Annotated in this window: 19 protein-coding genes and 2 tRNA genes; 5 read left to right on the forward strand and 16 right to left on the reverse strand. The window is 57.4% G+C overall.

Features of this window, described 5'->3' with window-relative positions; translation table 11 throughout:
- Positions 1–12: 12 nt before the first annotated feature.
- From HBN79_RS19555 to HBN79_RS19570, 4 genes are all read left to right on the forward strand, one after another.
- The gene (locus HBN79_RS19555) at positions 13–882 is read left to right on the forward strand and encodes an oxygenase MpaB family protein (protein ID WP_169917058.1); all 870 of its coding nucleotides are present in this window, start codon (positions 13–15) and stop codon (positions 880–882) included.
- Positions 883–1,039: 157 nt separating this feature from the next.
- On the forward strand, positions 1,040–2,221 hold the full coding sequence (locus HBN79_RS19560) for an acetyl-CoA C-acetyltransferase (protein ID WP_095002560.1): 1,182 nt from the start codon (positions 1,040–1,042) through the stop codon (positions 2,219–2,221).
- A 177-nt stretch (positions 2,222–2,398) separates the two neighbouring features.
- Positions 2,399–3,412, forward strand: a complete 1,014-nt coding sequence (locus HBN79_RS19565) for a class I SAM-dependent methyltransferase (protein ID WP_095002559.1) — start codon at positions 2,399–2,401, stop codon at positions 3,410–3,412.
- An 88-nt stretch (positions 3,413–3,500) separates the two neighbouring features.
- Complete coding sequence (locus HBN79_RS19570) at positions 3,501–6,416, forward strand: DUF748 domain-containing protein (RefSeq protein WP_095002558.1); 2,916 nt, start codon at positions 3,501–3,503, stop codon at positions 6,414–6,416.
- Positions 6,417–6,668: 252 nt separating this feature from the next.
- Here HBN79_RS19570 and HBN79_RS19575 read toward each other — a convergent pair whose 3' ends face one another.
- The 16 genes from HBN79_RS19575 to rlmE all read right to left on the reverse strand — a co-directional run bounded on the left by HBN79_RS19575 (position 6,669) and on the right by rlmE (position 22,673).
- Positions 6,669–7,022, reverse strand: a complete 354-nt coding sequence (locus HBN79_RS19575; protein WP_095002557.1) for a BON domain-containing protein — start codon at positions 7,020–7,022, stop codon at positions 6,669–6,671.
- Between the two features lie 287 nt (positions 7,023–7,309).
- Positions 7,310–9,415 (reverse strand): polyribonucleotide nucleotidyltransferase, encoded by a 2,106-nt coding sequence (gene pnp / locus HBN79_RS19580; RefSeq protein WP_095002556.1) that lies wholly within the window; start codon positions 9,413–9,415, stop codon positions 7,310–7,312.
- Between the two features lie 224 nt (positions 9,416–9,639).
- On the reverse strand, positions 9,640–9,909 hold the full coding sequence (gene rpsO, locus HBN79_RS19585; RefSeq protein ID WP_016783433.1) for a 30S ribosomal protein S15: 270 nt from the start codon (positions 9,907–9,909) through the stop codon (positions 9,640–9,642).
- 161 nt (positions 9,910–10,070) lie between these two features.
- Positions 10,071–10,988 carry a tRNA pseudouridine(55) synthase TruB gene (gene truB, locus HBN79_RS19590; protein ID WP_095018769.1) on the reverse strand — a complete coding sequence of 306 codons (918 nt, stop codon included), beginning with the start codon at positions 10,986–10,988 and terminating at the stop codon, positions 10,071–10,073.
- Positions 10,989–10,991: 3 nt separating this feature from the next.
- Positions 10,992–11,393 (reverse strand): 30S ribosome-binding factor RbfA, encoded by a 402-nt coding sequence (rbfA, locus tag HBN79_RS19595; protein ID WP_016783435.1) that lies wholly within the window; start codon positions 11,391–11,393, stop codon positions 10,992–10,994.
- Positions 11,394–11,551: 158 nt separating this feature from the next.
- Positions 11,552–14,056: a translation initiation factor IF-2 gene (gene infB, locus HBN79_RS19600; protein ID WP_095002554.1), complete on the reverse strand. Its 2,505-nt coding sequence runs from the start codon at positions 14,054–14,056 to the stop codon at positions 11,552–11,554.
- A gap of 27 nt (positions 14,057–14,083) precedes the next feature.
- Positions 14,084–15,565, reverse strand: a complete 1,482-nt coding sequence (gene nusA, locus HBN79_RS19605) for a transcription termination factor NusA (RefSeq protein ID WP_016783437.1) — start codon at positions 15,563–15,565, stop codon at positions 14,084–14,086.
- A gap of 47 nt (positions 15,566–15,612) precedes the next feature.
- Positions 15,613–16,071 carry a ribosome maturation factor RimP gene (gene rimP, locus HBN79_RS19610; RefSeq protein ID WP_016783438.1) on the reverse strand — a complete coding sequence of 153 codons (459 nt, stop codon included), beginning with the start codon at positions 16,069–16,071 and terminating at the stop codon, positions 15,613–15,615.
- A 141-nt stretch (positions 16,072–16,212) separates the two neighbouring features.
- Positions 16,213–16,289, reverse strand: a tRNA-Met gene (locus tag HBN79_RS19615).
- A gap of 96 nt (positions 16,290–16,385) precedes the next feature.
- Positions 16,386–16,471 (reverse strand) — tRNA-Leu (locus tag HBN79_RS19620).
- 29 nt (positions 16,472–16,500) lie between these two features.
- Positions 16,501–16,884: a preprotein translocase subunit SecG gene (gene secG / locus HBN79_RS19625; protein ID WP_003439612.1), complete on the reverse strand. Its 384-nt coding sequence runs from the start codon at positions 16,882–16,884 to the stop codon at positions 16,501–16,503.
- 2 nt (positions 16,885–16,886) lie between these two features.
- Positions 16,887–17,642, reverse strand: coding sequence for a triose-phosphate isomerase (gene tpiA / locus HBN79_RS19630; protein ID WP_169917059.1), 756 nt, complete (start codon positions 17,640–17,642; stop codon positions 16,887–16,889).
- A gap of 65 nt (positions 17,643–17,707) precedes the next feature.
- Positions 17,708–19,045 carry a phosphoglucosamine mutase gene (gene glmM / locus HBN79_RS19635; protein ID WP_095025609.1) on the reverse strand — a complete coding sequence of 446 codons (1,338 nt, stop codon included), beginning with the start codon at positions 19,043–19,045 and terminating at the stop codon, positions 17,708–17,710.
- A 16-nt stretch (positions 19,046–19,061) separates the two neighbouring features.
- Positions 19,062–19,913 (reverse strand): dihydropteroate synthase, encoded by an 852-nt coding sequence (folP, locus tag HBN79_RS19640; protein WP_095002550.1) that lies wholly within the window; start codon positions 19,911–19,913, stop codon positions 19,062–19,064.
- An 8-nt stretch (positions 19,914–19,921) separates the two neighbouring features.
- A complete protein-coding gene (ftsH, locus tag HBN79_RS19645; RefSeq protein WP_016783442.1) occupies positions 19,922–21,829 on the reverse strand; it encodes an ATP-dependent zinc metalloprotease FtsH in 1,908 nt (635 codons plus the stop codon).
- Positions 21,830–22,022: 193 nt separating this feature from the next.
- Positions 22,023–22,673 (reverse strand): 23S rRNA (uridine(2552)-2'-O)-methyltransferase RlmE, encoded by a 651-nt coding sequence (gene rlmE, locus HBN79_RS19650; RefSeq protein WP_016783443.1) that lies wholly within the window; start codon positions 22,671–22,673, stop codon positions 22,023–22,025.
- 107 nt (positions 22,674–22,780) lie between these two features.
- On the opposite strand from rlmE, the gene yhbY reads away from it, so the two are divergent.
- Positions 22,781–23,089: a ribosome assembly RNA-binding protein YhbY gene (gene yhbY / locus HBN79_RS19655; RefSeq protein WP_003439595.1), complete on the forward strand. Its 309-nt coding sequence runs from the start codon at positions 22,781–22,783 to the stop codon at positions 23,087–23,089.
- Positions 23,090–23,347: the final 258 nt, after the last annotated feature.

Raw genomic sequence — 23,347 nt, forward strand, 5'->3', positions numbered from 1 at the left:
GAGAAAGGCATAATGGAATTTATCCGCCGCCCCATCGAGCGCCAGATCATGAGCCTGACCGGGCTTTCCCTCGGCAAGCTCGACCTCGAAAACCCCAAGAGCGACCCCGGCCTGTTCGGCCCGGACTCCATCAGTTGGCAGGTCCACGGTGACTTCACCAGCATGCTGATTGGCGGCATCAGCGCCTTGATGCTGCAAGCCTTGCACCCACTGGCCCTGGCCGGGGTGTGGGACCACTCCAGTTTCCGCGAAGACATGCTGGGTCGGCTACGCCGCACCGGGCAGTTCATTTCAGGTACCACCTTCGGCGCCACTGGCGATGCCAACTGGCTGATCGACAAAGTGCGCACCATCCACCTGCAAGTCAGCGGCACCGGTCTCGATGGCCGCCCCTATGCGGCCAGCGACCCCGAGCTGCTGACCTGGGTGCATGTGGCCGAAGTCAGCAATTTTCTCGCCGCCCACCTGCGCTATCGCAACCCGCATTTATCCGCTGAAGATCAGGACCGCTACTACGACGAAATCGCCATGATCGCTGAACGCCTGGGCGCCACCCACGTACCGCGCTCACGTCAGCAAGTAGCCCATTACCTCGACAGCGTTCGCCCGCAATTGCTTTGCGATGAGCGCAGCCGTGAAGTCATTCGCCTGCTGCTCAACGCCCCTGCCCCCAGCCTGCTAGCCAAACCATTTGGTGCATTGATGATGCAGGCCGGGATCGATTTACTGCCCGACTGGGCCAGCGACCAGTTGGGGCTGCAACAACACTCGATGATTCGCAAAGGGGTGCGGGCCGGGGTCAACAGCACCGCGCCAATCCTGCGCTGGGCCGTACGCAACGGTTCGGTACAACGGGCGCGACGGCGCATGGGGCTTGGCTGAAAACCGCTACGTTGCCATCGCGGGCAGGCCCGCACCCACAGGATCTGTGGTGCTCTTGTGGGAGCGGGCCTGCCCGCGATGAACTCAACACCGATTTATGCCACCATGCCCGCCTGAATCCGGACACAACACTCCAAGAATAAAGAGGACTCAAGCAATGCAAGACGTCGTAATCGTTGCGGCTACCCGCACCGCCGTTGGCAGCTTTCAAGGTTCGCTGGCCCATGTACCTGCCGTGGAACTGGGTGCCGCCGTCATTCGCCAATTACTCGCACAAACCGGCCTGGATGGCGCCCAGGTCGACGAAGTGATCATGGGTCAGGTACTGACCGCCGGTGCCGGGCAAAACCCTGCCCGCCAGGCGGCAATCAAGGCCGGCCTGCCGTTTGCGGTACCGGCACTGACCCTGAACAAGGTTTGCGGGTCGGGCCTCAAGGCCCTGCACCTGGGGGCCCAGGCCATTCGATGCGGCGATGCCGAGGTGATCATCGCCGGCGGCCAGGAAAACATGAGCCTGTCCAACTACATCATGCCCGGTGCCCGCACCGGTCTGCGCATGGGCCACAGTCAGATCGTCGACACCATGATCAGCGATGGCCTGTGGGATGCGTTCAACGACTACCACATGGGCATTACCGCCGAAAACCTTGTGGCTAAATACGACATCAGCCGTGAAGCGCAAGACGCCTTCGCCGCCGCCTCACAGCAAAAAGCCACTGCGGCGATTGAAGCCGGGCGCTTTGTCGATGAAATCACCCCCGTCCTGATCCCGCAGCGCAAAGGCGATCCGATCGCATTCACTACCGACGAGCAACCGCGCGCTGGCACCACCGCCGAATCGTTGGCAAAACTGCGTCCCGCATTCAAAAAAGACGGCTCTGTCACCGCAGGTAACGCCTCCTCACTCAATGACGGCGCAGCCGCGGTCATGCTCATGAGCGCCGCCAAGGCCAAGGCCCTGGGCTTGCCGGTGCTGGCCAAAATCGCGGCCTACGCCAATGCCGGCGTGGATCCGGCCATCATGGGCATCGGCCCGGTCAGTGCCACCCAGCGTTGCCTGAGCAAAGCCGGCTGGACTTTGCAGCAACTGGACCTGATCGAAGCCAACGAAGCCTTCGCCGCACAAGCGCTGGCCGTGGGCCAGGAACTGCAATGGGACGCGAGCAAGGTCAACGTCAATGGCGGCGCAATTGCCATTGGCCACCCTATTGGTGCGTCAGGTTGCCGGATCCTGGTGACCCTGCTTCACGAAATGCTCAAGCGCGACGCCAAAAAAGGCCTGGCCACCTTGTGCATCGGCGGTGGTCAGGGCGTAGCGCTGGCGATCGAGCGGGAGTAATGCAAAACGTGTAGATACTCTGTTGCCGGTCAAGCCATCCTGTGGGAGCGAGCCTGCTCGCGAACGACCTTCGCGAGCAGGCTCGCTCCCACAGCGGCTACAAGAGCAACGCAGCAATAATCACCAGCCCTATTCTGCTAAACTGCCGCGCCTTATCTGTCCCCCAAGGCGCAATGCATGTCTTCCTTGAATCAGGCGCTGCGCGCCGCCCTCGATAATCGTCACGACCTGTTGGCCGAGCTGCACGCCCAGGGCACCGACTGCTATCGCCTGTTCCACGGCAGCCAGGAAGGCGCCGGCGGCCTGACCATCGACCGCTACGGCCCGCAACTGCTGGTACAAAGCTTTCATCAACGTCTTGAGCGCGATGACTTGCTGCAACTGCACGAAGCCATCAATCGCCACCTGGGCCTCGACCTGCTGCTGGTCTACAACGACCGCTCCCAGGGCAACTCGCGTATCGACCGCGAAGACACCGTGTACCGCGCCGAAGACGCCGCCCTTGAAGACACCGTCGGCCACGAATGGGGCCTCAAGTACCGGGTGCGCGGCCGCCATGCCGGGCAAGACCCGCTGTTGTTTCTCGACCTGCGCAACGCCCGTGGCTGGGTCAAGCAGCACAGTGCCGGCAAAAGCGTGCTCAACCTGTTCTCCTACACCTGTGGTGTTGGCCTGAGTGCCGCTGCAGGTGGAGCCAGCGAAGTCTGCAACCTCGATTTCGCCGAAGGCAATCTGGCGGTTGGTCGCGAAAACGGCCTGCTGAACCCTGAACTGCCAAAAATGAAATTCGTACAGTCCGACTATTTCGCGGCCATCCGCCAATTGGCCGGTCTGCCAATCATTCAGCGTCGTCACAAGCTGCCTGCCTACCCGCGCATGGATCAGCGTGAATACGACCTCGTGCTGCTCGACCCGCCTGCCTGGGCCAAGAGTGCCTTCGGCACGGTCGATCTGCTGCGCGACTACCAAAGCCTGCTCAAGCCGGCCGTACTGACCACCGCACCAGACGGCGTATTGATCTGCTGCAACAATCTGGCAAAGGTCAGCATGGACGACTGGCGCGAGCAGGTTTTGCGTTGCGCCGAGAAAGCTGGCCGCCCGGTTCGCGACTGGCAGGTCATGAGTCCGGCCAGCGATTTCCCGTCCCTGGATCAGCAGCCACCGCTGAAAACCCTGATCCTTCAGTTTTAATCCATTCTCCCAATACGGCGTTCGTCTCGGAACCAGAAACGCGTGCCATACTCCAAGGCACTTCCGACTGCTATAGACGACGCCCCACATGCTCAAAGGATTGATCCGCGCCCTTGGCGCCGTGCTGATTGCCATCGCACTTTACAGCGTGCTTGGGTTCCTGATCTTGCCGGGCATCGGCCTGCGCATCATCAACCAGCAACTGGCCAACTACGCCACGGTGCCCGCCAGACTCGACCGGCTGGAGTTCAACCCCTTCAGCCTTGAGCTGACCCTGTGGGGGTTCAGAGTCGGCGAACCGGGCAAGGAACAGGTCGGCTTCGAGCGGCTGTACACCAATCTGCAAGCCGACAGCCTGTGGACAAAAGCCCTGCACCTGGCCGACGTGCAGCTGGATAAACCGAAAACCGAGCTGCTGTTCAACAAGGACGGTACGCTCAACCTGACACAACTGTTCAAGCTGCCCGAGAGCGAGCCCACCCCGGCCGATCCCGAGAGCAAACCGTTCCCGCTGCGTATCGACAACATCAAGCTGGCGGGTGGCTACCTGCACTTCACCGATATGCGTCCCAGCGAGCCCATCGAATTCCTCTATGACTCGATGGACCTGGAGCTGAAAAACCTCAGCACCCTGCCCGATGACAACGCCGATATGACCCTGGTGGCCGCAGGCCCTGCAGGCGGGCGGATCGACTGGACCGGCACCCTGAGCCTGGTACCCATCACCTCGACCGGCAAACTGAAAGTCACCGACGGCAAGATGAAAGTCTGGTGGCCCTATGTGCGCGATGCATTACCGCTGGCCCTGGAAGATGGCGTACTGAATTTCAGCACCGACTACACCCTGAACCTGTCCAAAGAAACCGAAATGCTCCTGAGCAATGCCACGGCCAGCATCGCACCGCTCAAGATCAATGCCCCCGATGGCCGCCCGCTGGTGCGTCTGGAGCGCCTGGATGTCAGCGACACCAGCGTCGACCTGGCCAAACAGGAAGTGGTGGTCGGCAAGATCAACAGCCAGAACCTCGAAACCTGGGCCGCCCGCGAAAAAGACGGCCAGCTTGACTGGCAAAAGCTGTTTGCCAGCCAGCCCGACAAACCATCGACCAAAACCGAAGAAGTGGTGACCGTCGAAGCACCGAAAGCGGCCCCGGTGGCGCCGAGCAAACCCTGGGCCGTGCTGCTCAAGGATGTCGACCTGCGTGACTATCGCATCCACCTTGCCGACAAGGAGCCCAAAACCCCGGTGGAGCTGGAGGTCGGCCCGCTGAACCTGAACCTGAAAAACTTCGACAGCCTGAACCGTTCTCCTTTCACCCTCAACCTCGACACCGGCGTGGGCAAGCAAGGCAAACTCACCGCCAGCGGCGACGTCAGCCTGAGCCCGGTAAGCGCCAGGCTCAAGGTCAACACCAAAGATATCGACTTGCGTATCGCCCAGGCCTATATCGACCCGTTTATCCGCCTTGAGCTGCGTAGCGGCATGCTTGGCAGCGACCTGGCGGTTGATCTGAAAAGCACCGCCCCCCTGGCCTTTACCGTGGCCGGCCGCGCCCAGATCGATCAACTGCACACATTGGACACCCTGAAAAACCGCGACTTCCTGAAGTGGCAAAAACTGGTGCTGGAGGATCTGAAGTACCAGCACGGCGATAGCCTCTCGCTTGCACGGGTCAATTTCGAAAAGCCCTATGTGCGCTTCATGATCAACGATGACCGCACCACCAATATCGATGACCTGCTGATCCCACAACCTGCAGGCAGTACGTCGGCCAAAGGCACGGCCAGCAAGGAAAAACCGCTGGGCATTCACATCGGCGCAATTGCGATCAACGATGGTTCAGCGAATTTCGCCGACTTCAGCCTGACACCCAACTTCCAGACCGCGGTTCAACAGCTCAACGGCCTGATTGGCACCATCGACAGCCGTAACCCCAAACCTGCCCCGGTCAATATTGCAGGCAAGGTCGACCGTTATGCGCCGGTGACCATCAAGGGCAGCGTCAACCCGTTTGACCCGATGGCCAGCCTGGATATCGCCACCAGCTTCAAGCGTGTCGAACTGACCACATTGACCCCCTACTCCGGGAAGTTTGCCGGTTACCGCATCCGCAAGGGTCGTCTCAACCTCGACCTGCATTACCTGATCACCAACGGCCAGCTCAAAGCCGAGAACAAACTCGTGGTCGAACAATTGCAGCTGGGGGAAAAGGTCGACAGCCCGGACGCCGTGGATCTGCCGATCAAACTGGCGATTGCCTTGCTCAAGGACACGGACGGCAAGATATCCATTGAACTGCCCATCAGTGGCGACCTCAACAACCCGCAGTTCAGCGTGATGCCGATTATCTGGCAAACGGTACGCAACCTGGTGCTGCGTGCCGCCCAGGCGCCCTTCAAGTTCATTGGCGGGCTGATCAGCGGCGGTGGAGCCGAGGACCTGGGCACCGTGTCATTCGCCCCAGGATCAAGCGAGCTGAGCCCTGAGGCACAAAAAGCCCTGACCACACTGGCCCAGGCCCTGAAAGAACGCCCGGCTTTACGCCTGGAGATCGAAGGTACGGCCGCACAGAGCAGCGATGGCCCTCTGATCGCCAAGGAACGTCTTGAGCGCGAGTTCCAGTACACCTACTACAAGATCCTCCAGCGTCGTGGCGACAAAGTACCGGCCAGCGCCGGCTTGCTCACCGTGCCGGACGATGAGAAAGGCCCGTTACTTGAAGGTATCTACCGCACGCGTCTCAAGCAGCAACCGCCTGCTGAATGGAAAGACCTGAGCCGTGACGAGCGCGCGGCCAAAATGACCGCGGCACTGATCGACTTCTGGAGCAAAAGCGAAGTGTTGTTGCGTCAGCTGGGGCAAGACCGTGCAAGCAGCATCAAGGACTACCTGGTGGACAAGGGCGGGCTGGCGGATGACCGCGTGTACTTTATCGATGCCACCCTGGGCCAAGCCGAGAGCGACGGCCGGGTAATCTCGCCACTGCATCTGGATAGCGAATAATGCACAACGTCGCTGATTTGTAGCAGCTGCCGAAGGCACGAGGCTGCGTTCGGCAGCTGCTACGCGGATTTTCGTAGCCCCAATCCCAAATAGACCCAATCCCAAATAGAACAGCCCCCGACGCAAGCGCCGGGGGCTGTAATGGCCACATCCGTGTGGCCGTCGCATGAACCTTTTTAACAATGCCTGCAGGCGTACTGCTTCAATCACCTGCCAGAACCTTGTTCCCCCGGTTCTACGAGAAAGGGTGCTTTATTCCGCTTTCAGGCCATCAGCCGATACAGCTTTAACGCCTTTGATCTTTTTGGTGATCGCAACAGCAATCTCTTTTTGCGCTTCAGTCACCGGTACCATCGAGGACAGGGAAACAACGCCTTTGTTGGTTTCTACCTTGATGTCCGTGCCCGGAATGCCTTTTTCAGTAACCAGGTCAGCTTTTACTTTGGTAGTGATCCAGGTATCAGAAGTAGCTTCCTTGGCTTTGGTTACTTCGCCTGCAGCCACCACCATGGGTGCCTGGGTGGTCGCCTGGGCAGCAAATGCAGCATTGGCCATAGTCAGGGTCAGAGCGGTGGCAGTTGCGGCAGCGATAGCGAACTTCTTCATACGAGTAACTCCTGTCTTCTTTAGAATCTGCGCCGTCTTGCAGCAGCAGGGTTATCAGTACTATTGCAGGCCGCGTGCCAACTTTTAAAAACAAATAAACCTATATAAATCAACAACTTACAAAATAGCCAAAATTGCCCCGTCGTGCAAAATGCATGGCGCCGGTTAATTCTGCATGCAAGTTGCGGCTTTCGACTCGTGGCCTATGGCCCTATGGTGCTGACTTTGCTCCAGGCATAAAAAAAGGACCCCGAAGGGTCCTTTTTCAAAGCAGGTGTCGAGAGCGATTAAGCTTCCGAAGCCTTGGCAGCAGCGACGTCCTTGATGGACAGCTTGATACGGCCGCGGTTGTCCACGTCCAGTACCAGTACTTCCACTTCCTGACCTTCTTTCAGAATGTCAGTCACTTTCTCAACGCGAGCATCGCTCAGCATGGAGATGTGAACCAGGCCGTCTTTGCCCGGCAGGATGTTTACGAATGCGCCGAAGTCGACGATACGCTCAACCTTGCCCACGTAGATCTTGCCGATCTCGGCTTCAGCGGTGATGCCCAGAACGCGCTGACGCGCGGCTTCTGCTGCTTCCTTGGACTCGCCGAAGATCTTGATCGAACCGTCGTCTTCGATATCGATCGAAGCCTTGGTTTCTTCACAGATTGCACGGATCGTCGCGCCGCCTTTACCGATAACGTCACGGATTTTGTCGGTGTCGATTTTCATCGCGATCATGGTCGGAGCGTTGGCCGACAGCTCGTTGCGCGATACGGCAATGATCTGGTTCATCTGGCCCAAGATGTTCAGGCGAGCGTCCAGGGCCTGGCCCAGAGCGATCTCCATGATTTCTTCGGTGATGCCCTTGATCTTGATGTCCATCTGCAGCGCGGTAACACCTTTGGCGGTACCGGCTACCTTGAAGTCCATGTCGCCCAGGTGGTCTTCGTCACCCAGGATGTCGGTCAGAACAGCGAACTTCTCGCCTTCTTTAACCAGACCCATGGCGATACCGGCAACCGGCGCCTTCATCGGCACACCGGCATCCATCAGTGCCAGGGAAGCACCGCAAACCGATGCCATCGAGCTGGAACCGTTGGATTCAGTGATTTCCGATACAACACGGATGGTGTACGGGAACACGTCGGCAGCAGGCAGCATGGCTTGAACCGAACGACGGGCCAGACGGCCGTGACCGATTTCGCGACGACCAGCGCCACCCATGCGACCACACTCACCTACCGAGAACGGAGGGAAGTTGTAGTGCAGCATGAACGGGTCTTTTTTCTCGCCTTCCAGGGTGTCCAGCAGTTGCGCGTCACGGGCAGTACCCAGAGTTGCAACAACCAGCGCCTGAGTTTCACCACGGGTGAACAGGGCCGAACCGTGGGTCTTCGGCAGAACGCCAACTTCGATGTTCAGAGGGCGAACAGTCTTGGTGTCACGACCATCGATACGCGGCTTGCCGTTAACGATGTTTTCGCGAACGGTGCGGTATTCGATTTCACCGAATGCAGCTTTAACTTCGCTGGCAGAAGGCTGGCCTTCTTCACCGGACAGCTTGGCAACAACCTGATCCTTCAACTCGCCCAGACGCGCGTAACGGTCTGCCTTGACGGTGATGGTGTAAGCCTGGGAGATCGCTTCGCCGAACTCGGCACGAATAGCGCCCAGCAGTGCGGTCGCTTCCGGGGCAGCAGCCCAGTCCCAAGTTGGCTTGGCAGCTTCGGCAGCCAGCTCTTTGACAGCCTGGATAACCACCTGGAATTCGTCGTGGGCGAACAATACGGCGCCCAGCATCTGGTCTTCGGTCAGCTCTTTGGCTTCCGATTCAACCATCAATACGGCTTCCGAAGTACCGGCAACAACCATGTCCAGGCTCGAAGCGGCCAGTTGCTCGTAAGTCGGGTTCAGCAGGTAACCGGTGCTTTCGTGGTAAGCAACGCGGGCAGCGCCGATCGGACCATCAAAAGGGATGCCGGAAATGGCCAGGGCAGCCGAAGTACCGATCATCGCAGCGACGTCCGGATCGGTTTTCTTGCTGGTGGACAGAACGGTGCAGACAACCTGCACTTCGTTCATGAAACCTTCTGGGAACAGCGGACGGATCGGACGGTCGATCAGACGCGACGTCAGGGTTTCTTTCTCGGAAGGGCGACCTTCACGCTTGAAGAAACCGCCAGGGATTTTACCCGCGGCGTAGGTTTTTTCCTGGTAGTGAACCGACAGAGGGAAGAAACCCTTGCCTGGATCCGCTTGCTTGGAACCGACCACAGTCACCAACACGCTGACGTCGTCGTCAACGGTGACCAATACTGCGCCGGAAGCCTGACGGGCGATACGGCCAGTCTCGAGAGTAACGGTCGACTGACCGAACTGAAATTTTTTGATAACCGGGTTCACGGTGTCCTACCTTCTTTGTGGCTCTTGGGGAACGGGTTTCTTGCGAAAGTCATATGCAACATCGGGTATTGGCCCGACTCAAGATGCTTACGAAAACAGCCCTATAGGCAAGCTTTCGTAAGAATCCGGGTAGTCCAGATAAAACTTGAGGCTGGAAGCCTGCCATGAGACTGCGGGAAACCCGCAGACACACGACAGACAACCAGCCTCTAGCAACATCGCTATTAGCGACGCAGACCCAGGCGAGCGATCAGCGCTTTGTAACGCTCAACGTTCTTGCCTTTCAGGTAGTCCAGCAGCTTGCGACGCTGGTTTACCATGCGGATCAGACCACGACGGGAGTGGTGATCTTTGCTGTTAGCTTTGAAGTGACCTTGCAGCGTGTTGATGTTAAAGGTCAGCAGTGCAACCTGCACTTCTGGAGAACCTGTATCACCTGGAGCTTGCTGGTAGTCTTTTACGATTTCTGCTTTGTGTTCAACTGTAAGTGCCATTTGGCTTTCCTTTCAATTAGGGCCTGCTTGCGAACAAGACAGATCCAATAGGCCGAGGACAAATCCTCGTATTTAAATGTGAGATGTGACCGTGCCTAATAACAGCCACCCTCATTCCAGTCTGCGCCGGTAATACTACACCCGATGCAGCCTGGTTCCGGTCATTCCGACCGAATCAGTCGACGCGGCGCAATACGCCCGTCTTCGCTCACTTCACCGATACCGATAAAGCGACCGTTGTGATCCTGTACCCGCACCATACCGAACTTCGGAGCATCCGGAGCACGCACCGGTTGGCCATTGAGCCAATAAAACGAGCTGGCTTCCGAGAAGTGCAGCAATGGCCAGTCGAGCAAACCGCTGTCCGATGGCATCAGGAAGCGATCAACCGCTTCATTGCCGCCTTCGGCATGCACCGCCTCCAGCTCTTCCAGGGTAACCGTCTGGGCCAGGCTGAAAGGTCCGGCGTGGGTACGACGCAGTTCTGCAACGTATGCCCCGCACCCCAATTGCTCACCGATATCTTCCACAAGGGTACGGATATAGGTGCCTTTGGTGCAGTCGACGGCCAGGCGCGCAGTGTCGCCTTCGCTGGCCAGTAATTCGAGGCGGGTAATAGTAACAGAACGCGGTTCACGCTCCACCACTTCGCCTGCACGGGCCAGCTTGTAAAGCGGCTGTCCGTCACGCTTGAGCGCAGAGTACATCGGCGGTATCTGGCTGATTTGCCCACGAAAATTGGGTAAAACAGCTTCAATATCGGCGCGACCAACGGTCACCGGGCGAGTCTGCAAAACCTCGCCTTCAGCGTCTGCCGTGGTCGTGGTCTTGCCCAATTGCATCAGGGTTTCATAACCCTTGTCGGAATCGAGCAGGTATTGCGAAAACTTGGTGGCTTCGCCAAAGCACAGCGGCAATACACCGCTGGCCAATGGATCGAGGCTACCGGTGTGCCCTGCCTTCTCGGCATTGAGCAGCCAGCGAACTTTCTGCAGGGCCGCATTGGAAGTAAACCCAAGTGGCTTGTCCAGCAGGATGATGCCGCTGACGTTACGACGGATACGCTTGACCTGAGCCACCGGTTACTCCTTGGTGTCTTCGGGAGCAGTGGTTTCAGGGTGCTGATTGTCTTCAGCCACTGCACGCTCGATCAAGGCGGACAGATGAGCACCACGCACGACGCTTTCATCGTAGTGGAAGTGCAACTGCGGAACGCTGCGCAGCTTCATTTCACGCGCCAGTTGCATGCGCAGGAAACCCGCTGCCGAGTTCAGCACCTTGATGCTCTGGGCGATATCTTCAGCGCTGTCCTGACCCATCACGGTGATGAAGATCTTGGCGTGACCGACGTCACGGCTGACTTCAACAGCAGTAATGGTGACCAGGCCCACGCGCGGGTCTTTGACTTCACGACGGATCAGCTGTGCCAGCTCGCGCTGCATCTGATCGCCAATACGTTGGGTACGGCTATATTCTTTTGCCATGTCTTGTTACCTGTTACTCACCCATGGGAAACCCATGCGGTCTGAAAGCGGCAAACGCCCGGCACGACAGAAGCCGGACCGGGCGTTGCGTTTAGAGTCCAGGCCGAGCGCTGCGCATTTGCATGCGCGGGCTCGTCCTCGCTCTTGAGGCTCGCGAGTTAGAGGCTGCGAGCAACCTGGACCTTCTCGAACACTTCGATCTTGTCACCGACTTTAACGTCGTTGTAGCTCTTGACGCCGATACCGCATTCCATGCCGGCACGCACTTCGGACATGTCATCTTTGAAGCGACGCAGGGATTCCAGCTCGCCTTCGTAGATAACGATGTCTTCACGCAGTACGCGGATTGGACGGTTACGGTGAACAACACCTTCCAGCACCATGCAACCTGCAACCGCGCCGAACTTAGGCGAACGGAACACGTCACGGACTTCAGCGATACCCAGGATGTTCTCCCGAACGTCGCTGCCAAGCATGCCGGTAAGGGCTTTCTTGACGTCTTCGATGATGTCGTAGATGACGTTGTAGTAACGCATGTCCAGGCCTTCCTGCTCGACAATCTTGCGAGCGCCGGCATCGGCACGCACGTTGAAGCCAAACAGTACAGCGTTGGAGGCCAGTGCCAGGTTAGCGTCGCTCTCGGTGATACCACCGACACCGCCGCCCACTACGCGCACTTGCACTTCGTCGTTACCCAGGCCGCTCAGAGCGCCCTGCAGAGCTTCCAACGAACCACGGACGTCAGATTTGAGGACGATGTTAAGCGTCTTCTTCTCTTCCTGGCCCATGTTCTCGAAGATGTTTTCCAGCTTGCCTGCGTGAGCACGCGCCAGTTTCACTTCGCGGAACTTGCCTTGACGGAACAGGGCAACTTCACGTGCCTTCTTCTCGTCGGTCATTACGCTCATCTCGTCGCCAGCATCTGGCGTACCGTCCAGGCCGAGAATCTCGACAGGGATGGATGGACCGGCTTCCTTGATAGGCTTGCCGTTCTCGTCGAGCATGGCGCGGATGCGGCCGTAGTTGGAACCGACCAGTACCATGTCGCCTTGGCGCAGGGTACCGTCTTGAACCAGAACGGTAGCAACAGGACCGCGGCCTTTGTCCAGACGGGACTCAACCACTACGCCACGGCCAGGAGCCGATGGAGTTGCCTTGAGTTCCAGAACTTCAGCTTGCAGCAGTACGGCTTCGAGCAATTCGTCAACGCCGGTACCCATTTTCGCCGAGACCGAAACAAACGGAGTGTCACCACCCCACTCTTCCGACGTCACGCCGTGAACGGACAGTTCGCTACGAATGCGATCGAGGTCAGCACCTGGCTTGTCGATCTTGTTCACTGCAACAACCAGAGGCACGCCAGCGGCTTTCGCATGCTGAACGGCTTCGATGGTCTGCGGCATTACGCCGTCGTCTGCAGCCACAACCAGAATCACGATGTCAGTCGCCTTGGCACCACGAGCACGCATTGCGGTAAACGCAGCGTGACCCGGGGTATCGAGGAACGTGACCATGCCGCGTTCGGTTTCAACGTGGTACGCACCGATGTGCTGGGTAATACCACCGGCTTCGCCAGCCGCTACCTTGGCACGACGGATGTAGTCGAGCAGGGACGTTTTACCGTGGTCAACGTGGCCCATTACGGTCACAACCGGTGCACGGGAGAACGACTCGCCTTCGAACTTCAGGGACTCGGCCAGGGAATCTTCCAGGGCGTTGTCGCTGACCAGAGTCACTTTGTGGCCCAGTTCTTCAGCAACCAGTTGGGCAGTTTCCTGATCCAGTACCTGGTTGATGGTTGCTGGAGTACCCAGCTTGAACATGAACTTGATGACTTCGGCAGCCTTGACCGACATCTGTGCGGCCAAATCGCCGACAGTGATGGTCTCGCCAATCTGCACGTCACGAACTACAGGGCCGGTTGGGCTCTGGAAACCGTGAGCGTTGCGCTTCTTCAGCTTGCCCTTGCCACGACCACCGCGACGGAAGCTGTCGCTTTCTTCGTCGGAAGTGCGCGGAGCAACACGTGGAGTCGGTGCTTTTTCTTTAACCGAGGCACGATGCGGAGCGTTTTTGCGATCGCCGTCACCACTGCCGCGACGATTGTTATCGTCTGCGCGTGGTTTGTCCGGGCGACGCTGTTCGTCACGCTTGCGTGCATCAGCGGCTGGAGCCGGTGCTGGCGCTGCGGCTTGCACAGGTGCAGGCGCTGCAGCGGCCGGAGCCGGTGCTGCAACAGGAGCAGATGCAGGCTGGCGGCGCGCTTCTTCTTCGGCGCGACGCTTGGACTCTTCTTCAGCCTTTTGACGTGCGGCATTTTCTACTGCACGACGTTCATCCATCTCACGTTTGCGCTCGGCTTCGATTTCTTCCGGGCTTTGCTGTACGAAGACTTTCTTCTTGCGTACTTCAACGCTGATGCTTTTGCTGCCAGCTACACGCAGGGTACTGGTGGTTTTACGCTGCAAAGTGATCTTGCGCGGTTCTTCCACTTTAGCCTTGTGGCTGCTTTTAAGGTGAGTCAGCAGAGCCTGCTTCTCACTATCGGTTACATTCTGCTCGGCGGCGTTGTGCGGCAGACCTGCCTCACGCATCTGCTGCAACAGGCGCTCAACCGGTGTTTTGACCTCATCGGCCAGTTGTTTCACCGTGACTTGCGTCATGCATTTCTCTCCTCAGGCCGCGCCTAATTACTCGAACCAATGGGCTCGGGCGGCCATGATCAACTTGCCGGCACGATCATCGTCAATGCCGTCGATGTCGAGCAGGTCGTCAATAGACTGCTCGGCCAGGTCTTCGCGGGTAATTACGCCGCGCACCGCCAGTTCCATCGCCAAATCCTTGTCCATACCCTCAAGCGAGAGCAGGTCTTCGGCCGGATGGGCGTCTGCCAGCTTTTCCTCAGTAGCGATGGCTTTAGTCAACAGTCGATCCTTGGCGCGAGCGCGAAGCTCGTTGACGGTATCTTCGTCAAAGCCATCGATGTTGAGCATTTCCTCCACCGGTACGTAGGCAATCTCTTCCAGGCTAGTAAAGCCTTCATCAACCAGTACCTGCGCCAGGTCTTCATCAACTTCCAGCTCTTCGATGAAGTTGCGCAGGATATCGCCGGTTTCTGCTTGCTGCTTGGCCTGGATGTCCGATTCGGTCATCACGTTCAGGGTCCAGCCGGTCAACTGGCTGGCCAGACGTACGTTCTGACCGCCGCGACCAATCGCCTGGGCCAGATTGTCTGCGCCAACGGCGATGTCCATTGCATGGGCATCTTCGTCGACGATAATAGCCGCCACTTCTGCTGGCGACATTGCGTTGATCACGAACTGCGCCGGGTTGTCATCCCAAAGGACGATATCCACTCGCTCTCCGCCCAATTCGCCGGACACTGCCTGGACACGCGAACCGCGCATACCAATGCAGGCACCTTGCGGATCAATGCGTTTGTCTTTCGAGCGAACGGCTATTTTAGCGCGTGATCCAGGATCGCGGGAGGCCGCCATCACTTCGATCAGGCCTTCGGAGATTTCTGGCACTTCAATGCGGAACAACTCGATCAGCATCTCTGGCGCTGTACGCGACAGGATCAGCTGAGGACCGCGGTTTTCAGTGCGGATTTCCTTGAGCAATGCGCGAAGGCGTACGCCAACACGGAAAGTCTCACGCGAAATGATGTCTTCACGGGCCAGCAACGCTTCAGCGTTGTTACCCAGGTCAACGATCACATTGTCGCGGGTCACCTTTTTAACGGTGCCGGAAATGATTTCGCCCAGACGCTCACGATAGGCATCGACTACTTGAGCACGCTCGGCTTCGCGAACTTTTTGCACGATGACCTGTTTGGCCGTCTGTGCAGCAATTCGACCGAATTCGATAGAATCGATTTTCTCTTCGATAATATCGCCGGCTTTCGCGCCTGGCTGTTTCGCCTGGGCCTGGTCTACAGCCAACTCGTATGCTGGATCATCCAGATCTTCGTCTTCGACCACAGTCCAGCGACGGAAAGTCTCATAGTTACCGGTGTGGCGATTGATTTCCACACGCAGTTCGACTTCGTCTTCAAAACGCTTTTTAGTAGCGGTGGCCAGAGCCAGCTCCAGCGCTTCAAAAATAACGTTTGCCGGTACGCCCTTTTCATTGGACACCGACTCAACAACCAGCAGTACTTCTTTGCTCATCGTACGCCTCGCCTTTCGCAAGCCATTGGATCCGCGGGATCCGCGTCTCAGTCAAAACTGGGAATAATGTTGGCCTTGTCGATCATATCGATCGGCAACAGGAACTCATGGTCTTCAACCTGCACCACGATGTCCTGCTCTTCTACGCCGCGCAGAAGGCCCTGAAAGTTGCGTCGCCCTTCAAAAGGCGAGCGCAGCTTGATCTTCACTTGCTCACCGACAAATTGGGCAAACTGTTCAAGGGTGAACAGCGGGCGTTCCATGCCAGGAGAAGAAACTTCAAGGGTGTATTCAACAGCGATAGGATCTTCGACATCCAGAACGCCGCTGATCTGACGACTCACGATAGCGCAGTCATCCACCAGTACGCCGCCTTCCTTGTCGATATACACACGCAACATTGAATGGCGGCCTTGAGCCGAAAATTCAATACCCCAGCATTCATAGCCAAGGGCCACGACCACCGGGGCCAACAAGTCCTGCAACTGTTCTAGCTTGCTCGACACCTGAACCCCCTAGTGCATGTTTGTGCATGCTGTGCAAAATGAAAAAATGGGCGAAGCGCCCATCTCTGAAACGTCGTTGAATACCGACGCTATAAAGTGTCCAGCTAACAAAAAGCCCCTGAAAAGGGGCTCCGCTGAAACTGGTTGCGGGAGCCGGATTTGAACCGACGACCTTCGGGTTATGAGCCCGACGAGCTACCAGACTGCTCCATCCCGCGACAAAGCTGGAGCGGAAGTATACGGTTGATCCCGTGACGGGTCAATCCAACCTTCCACATACAAGAAAGCCCGCTACTGCGGGCATTCTTGATAATTGGTACCGAGAAGGGGACTCGAACCCCTACACCCTATGGGCACAACCACCTCAAGGTTGCGTGTCTACCAATTCCACCACCTCGGCAATACAACGTTTACATCATGAAACCCGTTTTACTTTTGCTCTTGAGCTGGAGGTACGTCAGTCGCAGGAGTTGCCGACTTTTGCTCTTGAAGCACCGGAACATCATCTGAAGCCGGCTTTTGCACTGGAACTTCCAACACCGCTGGATTTGGCAAACCTACTTGAGTCAGCTGTTCAGCCTTCTCTTTAGCAAAGTAACCTAACCCCAAGCTGGTTATGAAAAAACCTGCGGCAAGTATAGCAGTAAACTTACTAAGAAAGGTAGAGGAACCTTGGCTTCCGAACACAGTATTTGATGCACCTGCGCCGAAAGATGCTCCAGCATCCGCTCCCTTGCCCTGTTGCAGCAAAACCAGGGCAATTACACCCAATGCTGTCAACAGATGAAACACAGTTACGACGTTATCCAGCATTTTCAGTTTCCTGCGGCACGAATGATCGCACCGAACTCATCTGCATTCAGGGAAGCCCCGCCAATGAGTCCCCCATCGATATCCGGCATGCTGAACAGTTCGACCGCATTGGCCGCCTTCACGCTGCCGCCGTATAGAAGCCGCACACCTTGCGCCACTTCAGAATTCTTTTGCGCCAGCTGTGCGCGAATGGCCGCATGCACATCTTGCGCTTGCTGTGGTGATGCGGTCAGCCCGGTGCCAATGGCCCAGACCGGCTCGTATGCAATCACGGCATTTACAAAAGCATCAATACCAAACTCGTCAATCACGGCATTCAGCTGACGCTCTACCACTTCCAGCGTTTGCCCCGCTTCGCGCTGCTCCAGGGTTTCCCCTATGCACAACACTGGCGTCAAGCCTGAGGCTTGGGCCGCTGCAAACTTGCGATTGAGTGTCTCGTCCTGCTCACCCAGCATCAGGCGGCGTTCGGAGTGCCCCACAAGCACCAGCTTGCAACCTGCGTCGGCCAACTGACTAGAGGAAATCTCGCCAGTCAGCGCGCCCTGCCCCGACTCCACTGCAGCATCCTGAGCACCGACCGAAATCGCTGCGCCTTGCAAGCCATTGATAACACGATCAATAAACAGCTGAGGCGGAAAAACTGCAACATCAACATCGTTTGGCAGGACCAGACCACGCAGACCGTCGATCAGCTCAGCGACGCTGGCGCGGGTACCGTGCATCTTCCAGTTACCAGCTACCATAGTGCGACGCATGCTTTACCTCGTCGGTCAAAGTGGGCGCAGATGTTACCCAACCAAATCAAAGCTGGCAAGCCGAATCAGGCACAAACTTCACTTACCAGTTTTGCCAGCTCTTCGGCGTAGCCGCGAACCATGTTTTCGTCATCGCCTTCGACCATCACGCGCACCAAAGGCTCTGTTCCGGACTTGCGCAACAACACACGACCACGGCCATTCATGGCAGCCGTCACTCGCGCGCACGCCTCCTTCACCGCCGGGTGCTCGACAGGGTCGACGCCACCGGCAAAACGAACATTCAGTAACACTTGCGGGCACTTGCGCAGCGCCTGACGCGACTGGGCCAGGCTTTCATCGCGACGACGCAAGGACAACAACACCTGCAGCGCAGCAATGATCGCATCGCCAGTGGTGGTGTGGTGGAAGCACACGATATGCCCGGAGTTCTCGCCACCCACCAGCCAGTTACGCTCTTGCAGGGCCGCGATAACGTAACGGTCGCCCACATTGGCGCGTACGAACTCGATACCCAGGTCAGCCAATGCCAGCTCAAGGCCAAGGTTGCTCATCAGCGTACCGACAACGCCACCCTGCAATTTGCCACGCTCGTGCAGGTCACGGGCAATGATAAACAACAGCTCATCGCCATCGACCACGGCACCGGTATGGTCAACCATCAACACGCGATCGCCGTCGCCATCAAAAGCAATACCCAGGTCCGCACCTTCAGCCACCACGGCAGCCTGCAACTGACCCATATGGGTCGAACCGCAGTTTTCGTTGATGTTCAGGCCATCAGGCTGCGCCGACAGAACAACGACTTGAGCACCCAGCTCCTTGAAAACACTTGGCGCAACCTTGTAGGTAGCACCGTGGGCGCAATCGAGAACAATCTTCATACCGCTGAATTTGGTGCTGCTTGGCACGCTGCTTTTACAGAATTCGATATAACGGCCCGGCGCATCATTGATCCGCGAGACCTTGCCGAGCTTGTCGGAATCGACAACGGTCATCGGCGCATCCAGCAACTCTTCGATCATCAGTTCAACGTCGTCAGGCAGCTTGGTGCCCTCGCCGGAAAAGAACTTGATGCCATTATCGTCGTGGGGATTGTGCGAAGCGCTGATCACGATGCCCGCTTCCGCATGGAAGGTACGTGTCAGGTAGGCAATGGCCGGTGTCGGCATAGGCCCCAGCAACATCACATCAGCCCCGGCAGCCGACAAGCCCGCTTCAAGAGCCGACTCAAACATGTAACCCGAGATGCGGGTGTCCTTGCCTACCAGGATCCGGCAAGCGCCCTTGCTGCGAAACGCCATGCCCGCTGCCCAACCCAACTTGAGCATAAAGTCAGGGGTAATCGGATAAACGCCGACCCGACCACGAATACCGTCGGTGCCAAAATACTTCTTTGTCATAAGTGCTCCATCATTCTTAGTCGGCGGAATCTACCGCTGCGATCATCCGTACCACATCAACTGTTTCGGCAACATCATGGACGCGCAGAATGCGCGCACCCTTGGTCATCGCCAATGCTGCAAGCGCCAGGCTGCCATAGAGACGCCCTGCAACTGGCCGGTTCAGTGTCTGCCCGACCATGCTTTTACGTGACACGCCCACCAGCAAAGGCCGACCCAGCGCATGCAAGGCCTCCATATGCTTGAACAGGCTCAAATTGTGCTGCAATGTCTTGGCAAAACCAAAGCCCGGATCGAGCACGATGCGTTCGGCCCCAATGCCAGCAGCAGCGCAACGCGCCATGCTGTCAGCGAGAAACGTCGACACCTCGCCCACCAGGTCTTCGTAATGCGGGTTGTCCTGCATGTCTCCAGGCTCACCGAGCATATGCATCAGGCATACCGGCAAGCCTGTCGCCGCAGCGGCCTGCAAGGCCCCTTCACGGCGCAGCGAGCGCACATCATTGATCAACCCTGCTCCCAGGCGCGCAACCTCGGTCATGACGATTGGCGCGGATGTATCGACCGAAATAATCACATCCAGTTCCCGGGCAATTCGCTCGACAACAGGAGCAACCCGGTCGAGCTCTTCCTGCGGCAATACCACAGGAGCTCCGGGGCGCGTTGACTCACCGCCAACATCAATCAGGGTTGCACCCGCCTGCACCATCGCCTCTGCATGGCGCAGAGCCGCATCCAGGGCAGCAAAGCGGCCGCCATCGGAAAAGGAATCAGGGGTGACATTGAGGATGCCCATAACATGCGTATGGGCCAAATCAAGAACCCGGTTGCCGCAAGGCAACCGGGTTGAGGACTGAACAGAAGTCATTTCAAGCCTTATTGATCAGCAGCAGGGCCGCCGATAGGTGTTTCCGGGCGCTCGGTTTTATCCAGCGTAGGGGCAGTCGGGGTACCCGAGTTGCCATCTTCCCAGTCACGCGGCTCACGTGGCGGACGACCCGCCATGATGTCGTCGATCTGATCGGCATCGATCGTTTCGTACTTCATCAACGCGTCAGCCATTGCATCCAGCTTGTCGCGATTTTCGGTCAGGATCTGCTTGGCCGTGTTGTAGCACTGATCAATGATGCTGCGCACTTCCGAGTCGATCAGCTTGGCTGTCTCGCCCGACACGTTTGCAGACTGACCACCGCCACGACCCAGATAGGACTCTTCGTCTTCGGCATACATCAGCGGGCCGAGCTTCTCGGACAAGCCCCACTTGGTCACCATGTTGCGGGCAATCTGGCTGGCTCGCATGATGTCGTTGGAAGCGCCGGTGGTCACACCGTCAAAGCCCAAGGTCATCTCTTCAGCGATACGGCCGCCATACAGCGAGCAGATCTGGCTGATCAGCGCACGCTTGGACAAGCTGTAGCGATCTTCTTCCGGCAGGAACATGGTCACGCCCAGGGCGCGGCCACGAGGAATGATCGACACCTTGTAGACCGGATCATGCTCAGGCACTACGCGACCAACGATAGCGTGACCCGCTTCGTGATAGGCCGTGTTGCGCTTTTCTTTATCGGACATGACCATCGATTTGCGCTCGGCGCCCATCATGATCTTGTCCTTGGCCAGCTCGAACTCTTTCATTTCAACAACACGCTTGCCGGTACGCGCCGCGAACAGGGAAGCTTCGTTGACCAGGTTGGCCAGGTCGGCACCCGAGAAGCCCGGGGTACCACGTGCAATAACAGCCGGCTGGACGTCGTCGCCCATTGGCACTTTACGCATGTGTACTTTGAGAATCTGCTCGCGACCACGGATGTCCGGCAAGCCAACCACCACCTGACGGTCAAAGCGACCTGGACGCAGCAGCGCAGGGTCAAGCACGTCAGGACGGTTGGTGGCGGCAATCACGATGATGCCGTCATTCATCTCAAAGCCGTCCATCTCAACCAGCAACTGGTTAAGGGTCTGCTCGCGCTCGTCATGACCGCCGCCCATACCGTTACCACGGTGACGGCCGACAGCGTCGATCTCATCGATAAAGATGATGCAAGGCGCGTGCTTCTTGGCCTGCTCAAACATGTCACGAACACGGCTTGCACCAACGCCCACGAACATTTCAACAAAGTCGGAACCGGAAATAGTGAAGAACGGTACCTTGGCCTCACCCGCAATCGCCTTGGCGATCAGGGTTTTACCCGTACCTGGCGGACCCACCATCAGTACGCCGCGAGGGATACGCCCGCCCAGACGCTGGAACTTGCCCGGATCGCGCAGGAACTCAACCAGCTCGCCCACTTCTTCCTTGGCTTCATCGCAACCTGCCACGTCAGCCAGGGTCGTCTTGACCTGGTCTTCCGACAGCAGCCGCGCCTTGCTCTTGCCAAAGCTCATCGGGCCGCCTTTACCGCCGGCACCGCCCTGCATCTGGCGCATCATGAACATGAAGACCGCAATAATCACCAGGATCGGGAAGCTCGCAACCAGCAACTGGGTCCAGATGCTTTGTTGCTCAGGCAATTTGCCTTCAACGGTGACGTGGTTATCCACCAGGTCGCCGATCAAACCGTTGTCCTGAATCGCCGGACGGATGGTTTTGAAGGTATCGCCATCGCTGCGTTTGCCGGTAATCACGTAGCCATCCACGGCAACGCGCTCGACCTTGCCATCCTTAACTTGCTGGATGAAGTCGGAATAGTTGAGGGTTTGTGGCTCGTTTGGACTGGAGAAGTTGTTCATCACTGTCACCAGGACAGCGGCGATGATCAACCACAGGATCAGATTCTTTGCCATATCGTTCAATTAGCTACCCTCTGAAGCACAAGCCCCGCTACTGAAGCGTGCTTCGCATGATATTCACCGGCATAACTTACTACATTGCCTACAACCCTTGCAGGCTCCGTCTGTAACCCTTTGTGAAACTTTGCCTACACAATATTCGTTATGCCAGATCTGTAAAGCGATTCAAAAAAATCTATCGCCCTTGTTACAGACGTTCATCACTGGCCGAACCTTCAACACCGCGGAAGCCGCGCCCCAGCAAATACTGCTCGCGGGACCTGTCTCGCGACGAGGACGGCTTGCGCATCTGTACCTTGTCAAACAGCTTGCGAATGTCCTTGTGGTACTGATCGAAGCCTTCCCCCTGGAAAACCTTAATCAGAAAATCACCACCTGGACGCAGGACGCGACCGGCAAGATCCAGTGCCAATTCGCACAGAAACATCGCCCGCGGCATGTCGACAGCTGCCAATCCACTCATATTGGGGGCCATATCTGAAATCACAAGGTCTACTTGTGTATTTCCGACCGCCTCGAGGATCTGAGCAAGCACGGCGTCCTCGGTAAAGTCGCCCTTGATGAAGGTCACATCAGGGATGCTGTCCATGTCCAGGATGTCGGAAGCAATCAAACGCCCCTGACCACCGATCAGACGACTGGTCACCTGCGACCAGCCACCCGGGGCTGCACCCAGGTCGATAACGGTCATACCGGGACGAATCAGCTTGTCGCGCTCCTGGATCTCCAGCAATTTGTAGCTGGCACGGGAGCGATACCCGTCTTTTTGCGCCATTTTGACGTACGGGTCGTTGAAATGTTCTTTCAGCCAGTTAAGGCTAGTCTTGGAACGGGCCACGGGCCACCTCAAAAATTTTAAACGGGTCGTGATTAACTGGGCGGTCTGGGACTCGCTCGGGTAAACTGGCCGCCGCTTTTTACAAGATCAGACACAGGGGTCAGATTATGCCGCTCACTCAAGAGCAGAAGAAACAGTACAAATCCATTGGCCACCATCTGAAACCAGTTTTGACTGTGGCTGACAATGGTTTGACTGAAGGTGTTTTAGCCGAACTCGAACGCGCATTGGGCGATCACGAGCTGATTAAAATCAAAGTCAACATTCTGGATCGCGAATCCCGCCTGGAGGCCATTGCAGAACTGTGCAAGGCCGGCAAAGCGGAACTGGTACAGGTTATCGGCAAAATGGCGCTTCTGTACCGCAAGAACGTCAATGTAAACAAGCAACTGTCGAACATCCACCGTTTCAAGTGATGTAGACAAGGGTCAAGGGTGCGCCTGGCGCGCCCTGAAACTCTTCCAGGGCCAAAGCCCGAGAGTCATGCAAGCACTGCCCGCGCAACGCATCAGGCAGCCAGAGACGCCCAACGCACTACTTCCCCACTTGCTCCATGCCACTTCAACAGCTTCGCTGCCAACCGCATTGCGGCCAGCACCGGCAAACAATTCTGTGTGCAACAACCACAGGCCGCCAACCCGGAACACCCGGGCCGACCGCCAAAAAAGTGCGCC

Source organism: Pseudomonas sp. WS 5051 (genome assembly GCF_012985715.1).
GTDB lineage: Bacteria > Pseudomonadota > Gammaproteobacteria > Pseudomonadales > Pseudomonadaceae > Aquipseudomonas > Aquipseudomonas bubulae.